Raw genomic sequence first — 17,453 nt, forward strand, 5'->3', positions numbered from 1 at the left:
ATCGGCTGTGACTCGGAGATGTATCAGCTGTGTATCGGCTCCCGCTCCGGCGCGGGAGCGACGGGCAGCTTGAGCGTGGCCAGCGCGCCCCCGTCGGGGGCGTTGGCGAACTCCAGTACGGCACCGATGACTTCAGCCTGTCCCAGCGCGATGGTGAGCCCCAGCCCATGGCCCGTACCGCGCTCGCGTGCACCGGTGCGGAACCGCTGCGGTCCGTCCTTGAGGAGGGACTCCGGGAAGCCCGGGCCACGGTCCCGTACGGTCACGGTCCTGCCGTCCACCCCGACCGCCACCGTCACCGTGACCGGAGGGCGGCCGTGCCGGTGCGCGTTTCCGACCAGATTGGTGATGATGCGTTCCAGCCTGCGCGGGTCGGTCCAGACCGTCGCGGTCCCGTCCGCTGGCTGTCCGTGCCTGTCGCGCCCGGCGGGTACGGCGGGCGCGTCCCCGGCAACGAGCTGTGCCGACAGGCCGGTACGGGCGAGGATCTCCTCCACCAGAGGACCCAGAGGGCAGGGAGCCAGATCCGCCTCCTCCGCCCCGGCGTCCAGCCGGGAGATCTCCAGCAGTTCCCCGACCAGGGTGCTGAGCACGCGTACGCGATCACGTACATACCCGGCCGCCTCACTCTCCGGCAGCAGCTCGGCGGAGGTGACCAACCCCATGAGCGGCGTGCGGAGTTCGTGGGCCACATCGGCGGTGAAGCGCTGTTCGCGGCGCAGGCGCTCCTGGAGAGCGGCCGCCATCGTGTCCACTGCCATGGAGATGTCGGCGATTTCGTCGTGAGGGCGTGACTCGGCCGAGATCCGGGCATCCAGATCCCCGGCCGCGATGCGCCGCGCGGTACCGGCGGCGGTCCGCAGGCGGCGGCTCATCCGCCCTGCGGTCAGCACACCCACCGGCAGAACCACCGCGGTGGTGAGCACACCGGCCAGGACGATGCTTCCGTCGAGCGCGCTGATGTCCCGCATCGTGGTGCTCATGTCGACGCGTACGGACAGGACTCGCCCGTCGGCAGGTCTCGCGGCCCACATCGCGGGCCCTGCCGATCCGGCAGTGAACTCGGTTCCCTGACGCCCGTTCGCCACCAGCTCGCGAAGGCCTCCGGGCAGACCCGGCGCGTCCAGAGCGGCGCCCGAACCCTGGACCGCGCCGGTGCGGGCGTAGGTGACAGCGGCCCGGTCGAGCGTGGTGCGGGCGGCGTCGCGTGCCTGCGACAGCTCGCGATCCCGCGAGGCTTCGTGCACCAGAACGCCGACGGCCGCGGCGACGGCGCACGTGGCCGCGGCCACCAGGGCGGCGATCCGCCATCTCAACGCCATGATCAGCGCCGCAGCTTGTAGCCGAAGCCCCGGACCGTCTCGATCCGTTCGGCGCCTATCTTCGCCCGCAGGCGCTGCACATGGAGGTCGACCACACCGGGTGTCGCCGTGCCAGGCGTGGTCCCATACCCGGCTGAGCAGAGTCCGCCGCTCCAGTACGACACCGGGCGAGGCGGCGAATTCAAGAAGCATCCGCAACTCGGTCGGCGTCAGGGCGAGTTCCCGTCCCCCGCGCCGTACCTCCATCCCACGGGTGTCGATCGTCAGATCACCGAAGGCCAGTGGGTGCTCGCTGTCCGCCGCCTCGGGCGCCGCGCCGACGGCAGGGGGGAACGAGGCACGGCGCAGCAGCGAGCGGATGCGGGCGACGAGCACCGCGCTCTCGCACGGCTTGACGACATAGTCGTCGGCGCCCGCCTCCAGCCCCGACACGACATCGAGTGAGTCGCCGCGTGCCGACATCATCAGAATCGGCGCCAGGCTCAGTTCGCGGACCCTGCGGCACAGCCCGATCCCGTCCAGCTCGGGGAGCATGACGTCCAGCAGCAGCAGATCCGGACTCGTTTCGCGGAAGATCTCCAGACCGGTCAGGCCGTCGCCCGCCGTGGACACGGTGAAGCCGTAGCGCTCGAGCAGCATGCGGACGGTGTTACGGATCACCTCGTCGTCCTCGACGAGCAGCAGATGCGCCTCGGCCGTGGAGGGGGCTGGGGGAAAGGCGGTCGTCATCCGGTCGTCCTCGTCCTTGTCGGCGAGGTCCTTGGCTGCGGGCTGGTGGGCGAGGCCGTCGGCCCGTCCGCGGGTGGCGTGGTCACGCCCGGGGTCGGTGAGGGGTCGTCCTCGTCCTGGCGGACGCCGGCGGTCATCACCGTGCCGTTCCACCGGTAGTGGGTGGTGAACCGGCCGTCGTCACCGGTCGATGTGAGCACCAGGTCGTGGCCGAAGGTCTCGCCGGTGAGGCCGAGACGACCCCAACTGATGAGCACTGGACGCACCGTGCTGCCCGAGGCCCGGTAGACCTGGATCAACGTCAGCCCGGCCGACGCCTCGTCCACCGCGACGATCAGCTCGTCCCGGCCGTCACCGGTCAGGTCGCGGTAGACCGGTTTCCGCAGGCCGCAGCGGGGACCGGGGCAGGCCTCCACCGCGACCCGTACGAGCTTGGGCACATTGGGATCCTGCGCCAGCAGCGTCTGCGCCGACACTTCCCTCAGCCCGCCCGCGGGCACCAAGACGCCCTCGACGGCCGGATACTGCGTGAACGTGGGGGTGGGATCGCCTGCCAGAGGCGGGGCGGGCGGGGCGTACTCGGGCCACAACGGCGACGCGCTGGTCGGCGGGGACAGGCTTGGCGCGATGCCCCCGTCCCGCGGCCCGGTGTCCGACGCGCAGGCGGTCGGCCCTGCCATGGCCGCGCCGACGGCCAGCGCGACCAGGAGAGGCCGCCCGCGGCGAGGGGGTCTGGTGTGGAGGGAGCGGAACATAGGCACATCAGAGTACCGGCGGGCGTACGAGGCTCCGCGGCGCGGGGCGGGTACGGACCGCGAGGCCTGACCGGCCGGTGCCGGGGCGGCCCGTGCCACGCCCCGGCACCGGCGCGGTGGTTCAGGGTTTGGGCGGCTGTGCGGCCTGTCCCAGCGTGAGGGTGATGGTGTTGCCCTCTCCGGGGATCACCAGATTGATGAGCGGTGTGGCCAGCAGGCAGTGCTTGAATCTGGGGATCGTGTATGTGCCGGAGAGCTTGCCGCCCCGGAGCGGGTTGAAGCCCGGCTCGGAGGCGAGGTTCAACACGGCAGGCACCTCGGTCTGGCACGCGTTGCCGACCGGGGTGGGGATTCCGGCAACTTTCAGATTCTTGAGCCGCAGTGTCAGTTTGGTGGTGCTCTTGATGGCTCCGGTCTTGAGATCGATGGTGCCGGTTGTCGGCTCCGTCTCGATGAACTCGGTGGTCACGCTGACCGGGATGGCGCCGATCATCTTGAACGACCCCGGCGCGGGTGGCAGTTTGGTGTTCGCGGTCAGCGTCCCCACCTTGAGGTCCGTCTGTGCTTCCAGGACGCCGGGCCCCAACGTGAGACTCGACCCCGTCCCTTCGAGGAAGGTGGTGCCGGTCAGCGGGTAGTCGAGGCGGACCGGCACCGCGTGCGCCGTACCTGCGGTGGCGGACACCAGGCCCAGCCCCGCGGCGAGGGCAATGCCCGCGCGGAAAATGGCTCTTCGGTCTCCGGACGGGGCGGATTTCAGACGCTTCATCTCAGCTCCAGGAAATCGACGGTGCGCGGGCGGACACGCTGGCGATCGGGTGAACGCAGAAGTGTGCGGGAACGAATCCGGGGGCAGGGAAATCATCTGCCGGGAATTGGCCGGAGAGTTTCGCGAACTCTGCGGCCTGAAGTGCGGGAGAGACGCTACGCACGGGTAACCCGGCAGGCAATAGCGTTGCCCGACATTCCAGGAGGAGGCCTCCCCGTGCCTGTTTTCTTGTCGCCGGTGCAGTAGACCGCTCCGGTTTCTTGTCCCTGAGTGAGCGCCCCTCGTCCATGGCGCACGGGTTCGGACAAACCCGAACCGAGCGCAGAGCCCAACGGCGCCGCCCGCCGGCGTTCGGGCCGTCCGTCCTGCGATCGGTCATCACTGTGCCGACGGACGCTCACCGGCAGCCCGTTTTTCGTTTTCTGTTATCGGCTCGGCCGCACCAGCATCTCCCACTTGGGGAGGCGTCAAGGCCGCAGTCATGAGAGAGAGTGGACAGAGCGTGAGCAGTGAACTCGAGGCAGCGGTGATCGTGGCGGCACAGGCCGGGGACCAGCAGGCCCAGGACCGACTCGTCGCCGAGTCTCTGCCCCTGGTGCACAACATCGTCGGCCGGGCACTGCACGGTCACGCGGACGTGGACGATGTGGCGCAGGAGAGCATGCTCCGTGTGCTGAGCAGCCTTGACGGGCTGCGCGAGCCGGGCAGTTTCCGGTCCTGGCTGGTGACCATCACGATGAATCAGGTACGCGGTCACCGGCGGCAGGACCAGGCCGTACCGGTCGACGGCGGACTGGAGGACGCCTACGACGTCGCCGATCCCCGCGCCGACTTCGTCGATCTGACCATCATGCGTCTCGGACTGTCGGGGCAGCGCCGTGAGGTCGCGGAAGCCACCCGCTGGCTCGACGACGAGGACCATGAGGTGCTGTCCCTGTGGTGGCTGGAGGCCACCGATGAGCTCACCCGTGCGGAGGTCGCCGCCGCGCTGGGACTCTCCCCTCAGCACACGGCCGTCCGGATCCAGCGGATGAAGGCCCAGCTGGAGACGGGCCGGGTGGTGGTGCGCGCACTGTCGGCGGACCATCGCTGTGTCCTGCTCGAGCTGCTCGTCGAACAGTGGGACGGCATGCCCTCCGCGCCGTGGCGCAAGCGCATCGCCCTGCACGCCCGCGACTGCACGGTCTGCTCCGGATCCTCGGCCGGCCTGGTACCGGCGGAACGGCTCCTCGTCGGTCTGGCGCTGGTGCCGCTGGCGACCGCCTTCGCCCCCTCCGGGGCTCCGGACTTCGTCGACGTGTCCGCCGGCCACGAGATGTCCCCCGGCGGCGGACGCGCGGAGACCCGGGACGCGCTGCGTCGTAGTCGCCGTGCACGTCGCCGACGTGCCGCCACCGTGGCCGCCACTGTCGCGGCGCTGGTCACGGCGGGCGGCGCCGTCCACCTCTTCACGGGTGAACCGGAGGAAGACGTGATGCAGCCGTCGGTCGCCGCGGCAGCCGGAGCGGTGCTTCCGCTGACGGTCGTGACGGACTCCGCGTCGCTGTCTGCGAGCCCTTCACCGTCTCGAAGCAGCGAGAGCCCGAAGCCTTCGCCGACCCACTCGCCCTCGGCCCACTCGCCCTCGGCCCACTTGCCCTCGACGCTGTCGCCCTCGACGCGGCCGCCCGAGCCGAGCAAGCCGGCCCCCCGCGCCTCCGCCGCCAAGCCCGCTCCCGCCCCGGCGCCCGAGGCCGGTGGCGACAGGGCTGCCTTCGTCCACCAGGTCACCCAACTGGTCAACGCCGAGCGGGCAAAGCGGGGCTGCGCCCCCGTGAGCGCCAATGGGCGGCTCGTCGCGGCGGCTCAGCGCCACTCCGAGGACATGGCGGCCAGGCACTACTTCTCCCACACCAGCCCCGGCGGCACGGACCCGGGCGACCGTATCGATGCCGCCGGCTACCCATGGCGTACGTACGGCGAGAACATCGCCAGGGGCCACCAGAGCCCTGCCGACGTGATGAACGGGTGGATGAACAGCCCCGGCCACCGGGCCAACATTCTCAACTGCGCTTTCAGGGAGATCGGCATCGGCGTCCACGACGCCTCGGGCGGGCCGTGGTGGACGCAGGCGTTCGGAGCGAGGAGCTGACGGGACCGGATGCGCGCGGGCATCACGGCTCCTCACCACCCATCACGGCTCATCGGCACACTACGGGTTCACGGCCCGGGCCTTGAAGAACGTGTAGTGGAAGGTCCCGTCGTCCTCTGCCGTCCGGCTCAGATCGGCCATCCCCCAGTCCCAGTCGGCCGGGGTGGTGAGTCCCGCGGCCAGTGCGTCCTCCCGGACAGATTCGATCATGGCGATGAACGTGTTGCGGGTGAACCCCTCGACGAGTGAAGGCCGGGTCCGGTCGGCGTAGACCGTACGCGGGCGGACCACGACATCGGCGTATCCGGCACGGGCCAGCAGCGGCTGCAACTGCCGGCCGATCAGCGCGTTGCCGCCGGCTGCCGACTGCAACCGGATCTGCTGGTCGATCACCGCGCGGGCGCCGGCGCTGTCGGGGTGGAAGAACGCAGACCCGTGGTCTCCCTCGATCACGGTGATGGTGCCCCCCGGCCGCAGTACGCGACGCAGGCCGGCCAGCGCCTGCTGGGGGTCCGCCAGATGCTCGAGGACGAAGCACACAAAAAGGTGATCGAAGGCGGCGTCGCCGTACGGCAGATCGAACAGGTCGGCGCGACACCACTCCACCGTCGCCGTGGGGGCGTCGGCCGCGACGCGGGCGCGAGCCTGGGCGAGGGAGTCCTCGGACACGTCGACAGCGGTGAGGTACGCCTCCGGACCGGCCGTGACCAGGTGAACCGTCTGAGCACCGACCCCGCAGCCGACCTCCAACACCCGGCTGCCGGCGGGGTACACGGATCCCGTATGCAGCAACGCCGCCAGGGTGTCCGCCTGATCACCCAACCGGCGGGCCTCGTGCTCCGAATAGCCGTGCACATAGCCGACTGCTGTCACCGCGGGTCCCCGTCCGTGCTGTGCTCGCTCGGGCGGCGTTGGGGTCCGTTGAGTCGTTTCCGTATCCATGCCTGGAGCCTGTCGCCACAATGGCCTGATGCACAGGTCCAATGGGAATGCCTCCGGCAGGTCCATAACTGTCGGTTCCGACTTCCTTCAGCTCAACGCCGACCATGCACCGATGGGTGGACTCTCCGCATGGCTGGCTCGCCAACTCCGCCTCGCGATCTCGGACGGCCGTCTGCCGGTCGGGAGCAGGCTGCCGGCCACGCGGGTGCTCGCCGGTGAACTGCAGGTATCTCGTGGAGTGGTCACCGAGGCCTACCAGCGTCTGACCGAGGACGGGCACGTCGTGGGGCGCGGGCGAGGCGGCACCATCGTCGTTGCCGCTCCGGTGGCACCACCGCCACCGCCACCGCTACCGCCACCGGCGCAAGCGGACCGGCCGACGGCGCACGCTGTGTTCGGCGCCCCGCCCGATGCGGAGGTCTTCGACCGGCTCCGAACCTTGCCGGCTCGTATCGACCTCTCGCCCGGCGTACCCGATCTGGGCGCATTTCCGCGAACAGCATGGCTGCGCGCCGAACGCCAGGTGCTGAGCGGCCTGTCGGCCTCCCACTTCGGCTACGGCGATCCCCGGGGAACACCCGCACTGCGTCTCGCCGTAGCCAATTGGCTGGCCCGCAGCCGTGGCATCAGGGCCGACCCGAGCGAGGTGCTCATCGTCGCCGGCACCGCCCAGGCACTCGGACTGCTCGCCCAGGTCCTCCGTCATGACGGCATCCGCGAGGTGGCGGTCGAGGATCCGGGATCGCTCGGGGCCCGTCAGCATCTGCGTCACTGGCAGATGGACACCCCACCGGTCCCGGTCGACCCCGAAGGAATTCGTGTCGATGCGTTGCGTGCGACGAACGCTCCGGCCGTTCTGGTCACCCCGGCCCATCAATTCCCGACCGGGGTGGTGCTCGGCGGCGAAAGACGCCGCGCACTGATGCGGTGGGCCGGGGAGGGCGGACTCGTCATCGAGGACGACTACGACTCCGAGCACCGCTACGACCGTCCGCCGGTGCCTGCACTGCGGTCGATGTTCGCGGAGCGGGTCTGCTACGCCGGGAGCGTGTCCAAACTCCTCGCGCCCGCCCTGAGAACCGGCTGGGTCCTCGCACCCCCGAAGTACCAGGACGCCCTCGTGGACGCCAAACGGTTCGCCGACCTCGGCAACGCCGCGCTGCCGCAACTGGTCCTGGCCCAGCTGATGGAGTCGGGCGCAATGGAACGCCAGCTGCGCCTGCTCCGCGGACGCCACCGCCGACGCAGGGACGCCATGATCGAGGCGATCAGAACCCACCTTCCTGGCGCGGTCGTACACGGAGCCGCGGCGGGCCTGCACCTGATGATCACCTTCGAGGACGACTTCCCCGACACGGACCTCGCGGCCGCGTCGCTCGAGCGCGGCGTGAAGGTGCAGCCGCTGTCGTGGCACAGTCGGCGCACCGATCGGCCAGGACTGGTCCTGGGCTACGCCGCAAGCACGGCGACCGACATCGGCGAAGGTGTGGCAATCCTCGGCAGCGTCTTGCGACGTCTGTGCTGATGGGCGGTCACCTCAGCTGGCCGCAGAGGCAGTTCGCCAAAAGAGTCGAGGAGATCACTCGGTTGGATTCTCCGACCCTGAGGAACTGGGGTCGGGCCAAGCACCACCGGCCCTTCCCGTGCGGGTGTCCGCGGACCGGACTCGTACCGGAAGGGCCGCCTCGCAGCTCGTTCCGTCAGGAACCGCCGGAAGTGCCCTTCCCGACGCGCAGACCGGAGCCCACCACACGGGCCCTGACGCCGTCGCGCTCCACGGTGATGTCCCGCAGCCGCAACTCCCTCAGTGAGTCGGGCAGTTCGAACGACAGCGACAGCCGTTCCGAGAGCTCCGGAGGCTTGAGCGCGAGCAGGCCCTCGACCAGGCCGGGGTCGATACCCGCCTTGCGCAGCAGCTGCGGATGCTCAAGGACCACATCGATGAGGTTGACCTTCATCAGACGCTCGATGAACTTGGGTGCGTTGGTGAGCCGGTGGAGCTCTTCCTCGCTCCGCAGCGCCCGGTCCACCTGCGACTCGGGCACTCCCAGCCGGTCGACCACCGCGGGCACCGACAGCAGCGCCTTCAGGCGGGCCGCTTCGCGGCTGATCCGCTCGGCCGTCTCACGGTGCAGCCGCAGGCCGGCGTGGTCCGGGTCCTTGCCCGGCCGATAGGTCGCCACACGGGGAATGTCGAGCTGCATGCCGTCCAGTGTGGTGGTGAGCGCCCGTCCGTTGTCGCGCCGGATGTGCGCCTGTGCCCGTACGCGCAGATCCTGACCGGCCACGGTGAGTTCACCGTTCACGCGGACCGCGTTCGAGCCGCTTCCGGTGAACCGGAGTTGTGAGGCGCCCAGCTCGCGGTTCAAGTCGTCGAAGGAGAGCAGGACTTCGCCGTCCATCGTGCCGATGACGGCACCCTTGATCGAGGTAGGGGCGTCGCCGACGATACGTATGTCCTTGGCGGTGGCGCGGACTTCGGCCAGCGAGACACGGTCGGCGGAGACGTCCGGCACGGTGACGTCGACCCGGTCGATCCGCTCAGCGAGCAGCTGGGTGAGGAACGGGAAGCCATGGATGTCGACGTCGGGCCTGGTGGCGAGCCCGAGCGACTGCTGGAGCTTGTCCGCCGCCTTGTTCTGCGCGTACGCCTCGGCCAGGCGGTCGGCGAGCAGCACGCAGACGGTGCACAGGAGGACCGCGACGGTGAGCTTCACCATTGCGGGCAACGCGGCGAACCGGCTCTTGCCGCGGTGGTTGGGCGGTGTCCAGTCATCGTCGTCAGGATCCGAGGTGAGCCCGAGCTCGAGCGGGTCCCGCGGATCGTAGATGCTGAAATCTGGTTCAGGGTCTGCCAGTTGAGCGAGTTCGTCGTATGGATTTCGTGGAGGCGCGGATATGCGTGTGGGGGGTCGCATCGCCTCATCCCACCACGAGGGCCACCCTCACATGCAAGTCCTACCGTGCGTACGTAGTGGTTTGAGCCGAATATCTCATCTCTCGGCGCTTCACCCAGGCGGTGGTCCAGCAGTGGAGGTGACCGGATTCACTGTGGCTCTCTGCCGGCTCCAGGTTCGTTCGCCGGCTGCCCTCGGAAGACGTTGGCGGCGAAGGCGGTCAGCCGGTACCCGTCCACATTCTCGTTCTCCTACGTGTTCTGAATCGCGTTCACCAGTCCAGCAACAAGGTTCGCCCGCTCGGCCATGAATTCGACCACCAGGTACTCGTGGTCGGCGTGGGCACCACCCCCGACTGCTCCAAGGCCGTCAAGTGTTGGCACTCCCAGTGCGGCGGTGAAGTTGCCGTCGCTTCCGCCGCCGACCGCCGTGCCTTCGAGGTCAGGAAGCAGCTGCTTTGCCACCACAAAGAGCCCGGCCGACGCCGACTCGGGCATCGGGGGTCGGCTGATGGCTCCCTGGACCGCGATTTCCGCCTCATCGAGATGCGGAGCCAGTGCTGCGAAAGCAGATTCGATTCGTTCCTTCTCGCCGGCCGACTCGACCCGGACGTCGACGATGACGGTCGCCTCTGCGGGAACGACGTTGTCCAGGGTTCCTGCGGACGCGACGGTCGGGGTAACAGTCGTGCCCATATCGGGTCGGCCGAGCGCTGCGATGTCCAGTACCTGGTGTGACGCTTCGATCAGGGCGTTGACCCCGGCTGCGGGCTCGAGGCCCGCGTGCGACGCCCGGCCCGCGATGGAGACTTGGAACGTGCCGCAGCCTTTACGGCCGGTCTTCAGGGCTCCGCCATCAGCGGCGCCCTCGAGCACAAGTACAGCGCCGCAAGCAAGGGCTCGATCTTCGATGAGAGCTCGAGAGGAGCGGGAGCCGACCTCTTCGTCGGCGGTCACCAGGATCTCGACGCCTGACCGGTCATCGAGCGTTGCCAGGCCATGAACCGCCTGTACCAAACCGCCGAGCATGTCAAAGACCCCGGGGCCGGTCGCATGCCCGTCTTCGACCATGAACGGGCGGCGTTCAAGGGTGCCGAGCGGAAACACCGTGTCATGGTGACCGAGGATCAGTACTTTGGGATCGCCACCGGCCGACCAGTGGACGTGCGGCCCGGCTCCGCTCTCCACGAGGATGGCCTGCCCGCCGAGGCGGCTCTCGATGACAGCGGCGACAGCTTTGGCCGATGCCGTCAAGGCGTCGAGATCGCGCGATGGGGACTCGATTTCGACGAGTGTCCTGAGGTCCTCAATCATCGCGTCAACACTCACACGGACGGTCTTGTGCATCGTCATGTTGCAAGGGTACGTACCTTCCCGAGCAGGTCTGGAAGGTGGCACCCAAGCAGGCCGCCAGGCCGCGCTGCCCGTACCTGCGTGCAGTCGGGGGCCGGCCGGCATCACACCCGGCTCGCCGCCTCGCGCTGCGCGGCCCTCTCCCCGACGGTGACCGAAGGGCGCGTCCGGCGCCTCAGGAGGATGCGCACAGTGGGATCAGCTTCCGCTCATGCGCCGCCCCGGGCCCGTCGCCCCGTTCGCTCTCCTTCGCGGTCGAACCCGACGTCGAGGGGCCACTCGGTCAGGGGCATACCGTCTGCGGCTTCACTCCGAAGCCGCGGACGGGACCAGCACGCCGACCTTGTCGATGCGGTGCTCGGGGTTGCTCTTGTCGTCGCGCCAGTAGTTTCCGGCTGCGTTGTCCTCCGGGGTCGCACAGGTGGAGAGCGTGATCATCGCCTTCGTGGGGCGCTTGCCGGGGGAGCCCGGGACCGCCGCCCGTTGCTCGGCGAGCGAGCGCTCGGAGCGGAAGGAGGTCTGCCTGGTCTCGGTGATCTTGTACGTGTAGACCTTGCCGCCCGACGTGACGAGGACCGCGTCGCCCACGTCGAGGGACGGGAGGTTGCGCAGGGGGCCGCCGGCGGAGAGGCGGTGGGCCGTGACGAGGTAGTTGCCGACCTCGCCGGGCCCGACACCGCCATGGTCGCCGTACGGGCTGGCGGCCACACCGCGGTCCTGGATCCGCGTACCGGGCCAGTCATCGGTCGTCCCCTCGTAGGGGATCACGCGCAGGCCTTTGAGGCCGATCGACGGGATGCTCAGTGAGGCGGTCCGGGTGCGCGTGCCGGCCCTGCGCTGGGCCGGCTCCGTGGAGGCGGGGGCGGGAGCCGGCTCGAGGACCGTCGACGCCGGAGCCTGGGCCGCCGAGGGCGTGGCCGGCGCGTCGCCGTCACCACCGGTGGAGCAGCCGAGAAGCACGATGAGCGCGCCTGCCAGTGCGACGGGAAGAGCTCGTGAAATGGCTCTTGAAGTGGCTCGTGAAGTGGACATGGCACCCTGGATCGTTGGCGGGCACAGGGCCACAGCACATCGACAGTGGCCGCCTCAGGGGCGACAACAACGGGGGGAGGCCGACTGTTCCCCGCTCCGGGCAGTGCTCGGTGACCGAGGCCGTGCAGTGACGCCCGATGGGAGCTCTGACCTGCAGGTACGGGAACACCGGGGATGTGCCACTGCTCGCCTCATGGACTTGTCGCTTCTTGAGCGGTCCTGTCCCCCCGGATGTGTGTTCCGGCGGTGTGGTGTCCACCGCTCCGGCCTGCCCCTGGCCGGCCCCTCGCTCACGCGAACCGCAGCTCAGGCCGTACGTTTTCCGAGCTCTTCGACGGCCGAGATCACCCGGTCCCAGAAAAGTTCGCGTTCCAGGGTCACTGCGACTCGCGCGTTCACGGGCCGGCCGAGGTACTGGTGCAGGTCCACCACTGTCGCCCCACGCGTGTGCTGTCCGTGCAGTTCGACCGCCACGCTCGCGTCGACACAGTGCACGATGGCCGGGTCGATGACCCGGGCGACCGCGACAGGATCATGGAGCGGCGGCGATGCGAAGCCCCACAGCCGCCGGTAGGTGGATGCGAAGAACGTCATCAACTGGGCGCACGTCCGCCCGAGTTCGGTGCCGAGTCCTTCGAGGCGGGCCAGGACTTCGGGCGTGGCGAGTGCCTGGTGGGTGACGTTGAGCCCGCACATGGTGACCGGAACTCCGCTGCGGAAGACGATGTCCGCGGCTTCGGGGTCGACGTAGATGTTGAATTCGGCGGCCGGGGTCCTGTTGCCGCGTCCGGTGGAGCCGCCCATGAGCACGATCTCGCGGATGTGTGCGGCACTGTCGGGGTACCGGGTCAGCAGCAGGGCGATGTTGGTCAGCGGCGCTGTCGGGATGAGAGTGACGGGTTCCGGATGTTCGGTCAGGATCCGGTACATCAGATCCACCGCGTGCTCGGGGACCGTATCCACTGTGGGTTGTGCGAACTGCGGCCCGTCCAGGCCGGAGTCCCCGTGGACGTCGTCCGCCACGAGCAGGGGCTGGACGAGCGGCTGTGCGCATCCGGCCGCGATCGGAACTCCCGTGATTCCCGCGACGGTGCAGACCCGGCGCGCGTTCAGGGTGGTCTTCTCGACCGTCTGATTGCCGGCGACCGTCGTGATGGCGAGCAGGTCGATCGCCGGATCTCCCGCCGCGAGCATGATGGCGAGGGGATCGTCGTGCCCGGGATCGCAGTCAATGATGATCGGGACAGGCACGGTGCTCCTCGGCGTCCGGGACGGCAATGCCTTCAGTGTGCCTCTGCGACGTGCCGGGAGGGGAGAGGCCGCCGGGAGCGTGCACTCAGCTGCGCGTCACCGGCGTTCCCCCGCGCGCTGTCCGGCTTGCGTACCGGCGACCGGTTCACGGCGACCGGACCGGTCCCGTGCCGTCCGAGCGCGGCCGGGCCGGCGGTCCAGAAGGCGTCGTCGACGGGTACGTATCACGTCGGACAAGTCGGTGGCAGAGTGAGGCACATGGACTACGTGCCCCAGTTCCATCGGGAGATCCTGGCGTTCGAGGCCGCGGTCCGTCGGGCGGCCCAATCCGACAGTGCGCCCATGGTCCCCTCCTGCCCCGAGTGGTCGGTGTCCGATCTGGCCGCGCACCTGGGCGGGGTGCACCGTTTCGTGAGCCGCATCATCGAGGACCGGCTCCTGGAGCCGCCGGACACCACCGATCTCACCCTGTTCGCGCTCCCCGCAGACCTCCAGGGCTGGCCGGTACCGGCGAACGCACCGAATCGTGGACCGGTGCCGGTGTGCCTGACCGACTGGTTCGCGGACGGGGCCCGTGCGCTGGCGTCACTGTTCAGAGACTGCGATCCGGGCGAGAGGGTGTGGACGTGGTCGCGGGAGCAGACCACAGGGTTCTGGTTGCGCATGCAGACCATCGAGGCTGCCGTGCACCGCTGGGACGCAGAGAACGCGGTCGGAGCGGCCCAGCCGGTCGAGGCTGAACTCGCAGCGGATGCCGTCGGCCAGACGTTCGAGGTCATGGCGCCGGCCAGGCGGGCCGACAAGAACGCCCCGCCCGCATCGGGCGAGCGGTTCCGGATCAGCCAGAGCGACGGCCCGGGCATCTGGACGGCGGAATTCGAAGGCGATGGCGTCCGGCTCACCGCGAGTGCCGAACCCTGCGACGTCGAGGTGACCGGTACGGCGTCGGACCTGATGCTGTACCTCTGGCACCGGATCCCCGCAGACCGGCTCGAGGTAGCAGGCGACCGGGAGTTGTTCGACCGCTACTTCACCCTCGTCCCGCCCATGTGACGTCCCCGCGTCACAGGTTCAGCGCCGTGCCTTCGCGACGTCCGGCGGAGGGGAGGGCAGCTCCTGCTCGGTCCAGACGGTCTTTCCCTCGTGGGCGTGTCGCGTGCCCCAACGCGCTGTCAGCTGGGCGACGAGCAGCAGACCTCGGCCGCCCTCGTCGGTACTGCGGGCGCGCCGAAGGTGGGGGGAGGTACTACTGGGGTCGGAGACCTCGCAGATGAGGCGGTGGAGGCGGATGAGCCGCAGGGTCACGGGCCCGCCGGCATAGCGGTAGGCGTTGGTGACGAGTTCGCTGACGATCAACTCCGTGGTGAAGATCATCTCTTCGAGTCCCCACTCGGTGAGCTGCTCGGCGGTCAGTCGCCGGGCTCGAGCCGGTGCGGTGGGCTCTGCCGGCAGCTCCCAGGTTGCCACCTGCTCCGAGGCCAGCGTGCGGGTCTGGGCCAGCAGGAGAGCGACGTCGTCGGACGGCCGGGCAGGCAGCAACGCGTCGACCACTGCCTGCGAAGTCTCCTCCAACGGCCGGCCCGTACCGGCCAGCGCGGCGCAAAGGTGAGAGAGCCCGGCTTCCATGTCGTGTTCGTCGCCCTCGACGAGCCCGTTGGTGTAGAGGGCCAGCACGCTGCCTTCGGGAAGCTCCAGTTCGGCGGCTTCGAACGGCAGCCCGCCCAGGCCCAGTGGTGGACCGGCAGGGAGGTCGGGGAGACTCACGTCTCCGTCCGGTGTCACCACCGCCGGAGGGGGGTGGCCGGCGCGAGCTAGGGAGCAGAGCCGGGACACGGGGTCGTACACGGCGTAGAGGCAGGTGGCGCCCACTACCTGTTCGCCCGGGGAAATCTCGCTGTCGGACTCCTGTTCGCCGGCCAGCCGCGTCACCAGATCGTCGAGGTGGGAGATCACCTCGTCTGGCTCGAGATCGAGGTCGGCCAGTGTGTGGATCGCGGTACGCAGCCGGCCCATCGTGGCCGCTGCGTTGATGCCGTGACCGACCACATCGCCGACGACAAGGGCGACCCGAGCCCCGGAGAGCGGAATGACGTCGAACCAGTCGCCGCCCACTCCTGCGGCGCCGCCGGCCGGCAGGTAGCGATGGGCGACGACGACCGCCGGGTGATCGGGAAAACCACTCGGCAGCAACCGGCGTTGCAGGGCCAGAGCGGTGCGACGCTGCTGGGTGTAGCGGCGGGCATTGTCGATGGAGAGCGCGGCGCGAGTGGCGAACTCACCGGCCAGAGTGAGGTCGTCGTCCTCGAACGGTTCGGGAAGCCGGTGCCGCCACAGGCTGAGGAGGCCCAGGACGAGACCGCGGGCGGTCAGCGGAACCACCATCAGGGAGTGGACGCCACGGGTACGCGCATGCTCGGCCCTTTCCGGGTCGAGGCCGGACGCCGCGTCCGACGGGTCGAAGTCGGCTTCCAGAACGGGGCGCCCGCTGGAAAGACACCGCCCCTGTGGTGTGTCCACGGGGAGCGACCTGAGTGAGCCCACCGGGTACAGCAGGTTCTCCGCCGTCGGCGAGACCGTCTTGAGTGCCACTCTGCGGAGAGCACCGATCGCGCCCGGCTCGGGCTCCTCACCCAGGCTGAGCGACTCGAAGAGATCGACCGTTACGCAGTCGGCGAGGCCTGGAACCGCGACCTCGACGAGTTCCGTCGCGGTGGTCACCACGTCCAGCGTGGTCCCGATGAGGGCACTCGCCTCGTTGAGCATCGCCAGTCGGCGGCGTGCCCGATGCCGGTCGGTGACATCTTCGACGAGCTGGGTCACACCCAGCGTCGCGCCGGCGGAGTCTTCCATGCGGAACGCGGAAACGGCGACGAGCCGCTCACGATGGGGGTCGCGGCGCGTCCGGCACAACTGCTCCGTGGAGATCATCGGAGTCCCGGTCTCCAGCACCTCTGTCAGCCGGTTCTCGATCACCTCCGCGTCCGCACGGACAAGGAAGTCGCCGATACGGTGGCCGCGCGCATGCTCGCTCGGGATCCCGCCGAGGTGCGCGATCGCCCGGTTGACCCGCAGGATCTCCAGCCCCGGGTTGTGCACGGAGAGGCCGATCGGCGACCGGCGGAACATCCCGTCCATGACCGACCGGTCGATTTCCCACTGGGCGACCTCCTCGGCCGGCGCACCCACCAGATACCACTCGGCGGTCCGGTCGGCCCTGGCCACGCGCCGGGCACGGACGCCGAAACCGAGCCTTCGCCCGTCGTGGCCCCGGACAGGCAGGATCCCGAACCAGCCGCTGTTCCTGACGCAGGCAGAGGCGGCCTCCCGTACGACGTCGCGGTCGCGGCGATCCACGAGAAGCTCGGCAGCGAGCCGGCCAAGAACCTCCTCGGCCGTATATCCCAGCAGCTCACGAGCACGGTCGCTCCAGCCGACCACCGAGCCGCGGCGGTCCAGCACGACGGAGACGGCGCGAGCCACCGAGAACGGGTCCTCCGGGCTCTCACTGATCAGGGTCACGGATCCGGTCATCACCCTCATGCTCCACCGGGTCCGGTGGACGCGCACGCGCTGGTCTCCGCATTCCACTGCGGGCGACGGGCGACGGGTGACGGGTGACGGGCGGCGGGCGGCGGGCGGCGGCCGCACCGCAGGACCGCGGGACCGCCGCTGCCTTCGGCCTTCGCGATTGCAGCGGGGCCGGCCGTCCCCGCTGCACGTGGAGGCTGTGCCGTCCGCGCACGGAAAGGTTCACACGTCGGCGTTGCGCTCGCGCCACACCCGGCTCTCCGCGTAGTGGTTGTCGTACTGCTCCGAGGAGTCCTTGATGTCCTGGACGGTCGCCTCGCCGTCGTGCACCCGGCCGAGCAGTCGGTAGTAGTCGAATCGGTCCATGCCCGGGGTGAAGCCGACAAGCACCTCGGCGGTGGAGTCGAGGGCGGGGGCGAAGGCGTGCGGGGTGTGCGGCGGCACGGCGAGGAAGTCGCCCTTCGTCAGGGTCAGGACCTCCTCGCCGACCAGCACCTGGAGCGATCCGTCGAGGACGAAGAAGAACTCCGTGGCACGGGTGTGGAAGTGCACCGGAGCCCCGGCTGCTCCTTTCTCGAAGCGCGCGCTGTTGACCGTGAGCGCTCCGCCCGTGGTGTCCGAGTCGGCGAGGAGGGTGATCAGGCTGCCGGGGGCGTCGGACAGCCGCTCGGCGGTGGCGGCCCGGGTGAGAAGCGGCTGGTGGGGGCGGTTCTGGGAGTTCTTCGTCTCGTTCATGACACCAAAA

General features: G+C 69.6%; 13 protein-coding genes and 1 pseudogene. 3 read left to right on the forward strand and 11 right to left on the reverse strand.

Annotated elements, in window-relative coordinates:
- Positions 1–23: 23 nt before the first annotated feature.
- The 4 genes and pseudogenes from OG883_RS14755 to OG883_RS14770 form a co-directional block, all read right to left on the reverse strand.
- Positions 24–1,322, reverse strand: a complete 1,299-nt coding sequence (locus tag OG883_RS14755) for a HAMP domain-containing sensor histidine kinase (RefSeq protein WP_266540170.1) — start codon at positions 1,320–1,322, stop codon at positions 24–26.
- A gap of 2 nt (positions 1,323–1,324) precedes the next feature.
- A pseudogene (gene cseB, locus OG883_RS14760) lies at positions 1,325–2,051 on the reverse strand (two-component system response regulator CseB).
- Entirely contained in the window at positions 2,048–2,806 is a 759-nt protein-coding gene (locus OG883_RS14765; protein ID WP_266540172.1) for a hypothetical protein, read from the reverse strand. The pseudogene cseB and the gene OG883_RS14765 overlap by 4 nt, the downstream one beginning before the upstream one ends.
- Positions 2,807–2,927: 121 nt before the next feature.
- Positions 2,928–3,575, reverse strand: coding sequence for a hypothetical protein (locus OG883_RS14770; protein ID WP_266540174.1), 648 nt, complete (start codon positions 3,573–3,575; stop codon positions 2,928–2,930).
- Between the two features lie 502 nt (positions 3,576–4,077).
- Here OG883_RS14770 and OG883_RS14775 point away from each other — a divergent pair.
- Positions 4,078–5,706 carry a sigma-70 family RNA polymerase sigma factor gene (locus OG883_RS14775; RefSeq protein ID WP_266540176.1) on the forward strand — a complete coding sequence of 543 codons (1,629 nt, stop codon included), beginning with the start codon at positions 4,078–4,080 and terminating at the stop codon, positions 5,704–5,706.
- 60 nt (positions 5,707–5,766) lie between these two features.
- Here OG883_RS14775 and OG883_RS14780 read toward each other — a convergent pair whose 3' ends face one another.
- Positions 5,767–6,579: an L-histidine N(alpha)-methyltransferase gene (locus OG883_RS14780; protein ID WP_266540178.1), complete on the reverse strand. Its 813-nt coding sequence runs from the start codon at positions 6,577–6,579 to the stop codon at positions 5,767–5,769.
- Positions 6,580–6,676: 97 nt separating this feature from the next.
- On the opposite strand from OG883_RS14780, the gene OG883_RS14785 reads away from it, so the two are divergent.
- Positions 6,677–8,173: a PLP-dependent aminotransferase family protein gene (locus OG883_RS14785; RefSeq protein WP_266540180.1), complete on the forward strand. Its 1,497-nt coding sequence runs from the start codon at positions 6,677–6,679 to the stop codon at positions 8,171–8,173.
- A 175-nt stretch (positions 8,174–8,348) separates the two neighbouring features.
- On the opposite strand, the gene OG883_RS14790 is transcribed toward OG883_RS14785, so the two are convergent.
- From OG883_RS14790 to OG883_RS14805, 4 genes are all read right to left on the reverse strand, one after another.
- Positions 8,349–9,368 (reverse strand): DUF2993 domain-containing protein, encoded by a 1,020-nt coding sequence (locus OG883_RS14790; RefSeq protein ID WP_266540182.1) that lies wholly within the window; start codon positions 9,366–9,368, stop codon positions 8,349–8,351.
- Between the two features lie 428 nt (positions 9,369–9,796).
- Positions 9,797–10,897: a M20 family metallopeptidase gene (locus OG883_RS14795; protein ID WP_266540184.1), complete on the reverse strand. Its 1,101-nt coding sequence runs from the start codon at positions 10,895–10,897 to the stop codon at positions 9,797–9,799.
- Positions 10,898–11,203: 306 nt separating this feature from the next.
- Positions 11,204–11,929, reverse strand: coding sequence for a class E sortase (locus OG883_RS14800; protein WP_266540186.1), 726 nt, complete (start codon positions 11,927–11,929; stop codon positions 11,204–11,206).
- 306 nt (positions 11,930–12,235) lie between these two features.
- A complete protein-coding gene (locus OG883_RS14805; RefSeq protein ID WP_266540188.1) occupies positions 12,236–13,180 on the reverse strand; it encodes a nucleoside hydrolase in 945 nt (314 codons plus the stop codon).
- Positions 13,181–13,438: 258 nt separating this feature from the next.
- On the opposite strand from OG883_RS14805, the gene OG883_RS14810 reads away from it, so the two are divergent.
- A complete protein-coding gene (locus tag OG883_RS14810; RefSeq protein ID WP_266540190.1) occupies positions 13,439–14,233 on the forward strand; it encodes a maleylpyruvate isomerase family mycothiol-dependent enzyme in 795 nt (264 codons plus the stop codon).
- Positions 14,234–14,251: 18 nt separating this feature from the next.
- Here OG883_RS14810 and OG883_RS14815 read toward each other — a convergent pair whose 3' ends face one another.
- Both OG883_RS14815 and OG883_RS14820 read right to left on the reverse strand, forming a co-directional pair.
- On the reverse strand, positions 14,252–16,711 hold the full coding sequence (locus tag OG883_RS14815) for a SpoIIE family protein phosphatase (RefSeq protein WP_266540192.1): 2,460 nt from the start codon (positions 16,709–16,711) through the stop codon (positions 14,252–14,254).
- A gap of 219 nt (positions 16,712–16,930) precedes the next feature.
- Complete coding sequence (locus OG883_RS14820) at positions 16,931–17,443, reverse strand: cupin domain-containing protein (RefSeq protein ID WP_266540194.1); 513 nt, start codon at positions 17,441–17,443, stop codon at positions 16,931–16,933.
- Positions 17,444–17,453 lie beyond the last annotated feature (10 nt).

The sequence above is a fragment of the Streptomyces sp. NBC_01142 genome, assembly GCF_026341125.1.
Classification (GTDB): Bacteria; Actinomycetota; Actinomycetes; order Streptomycetales; family Streptomycetaceae; genus Streptomyces.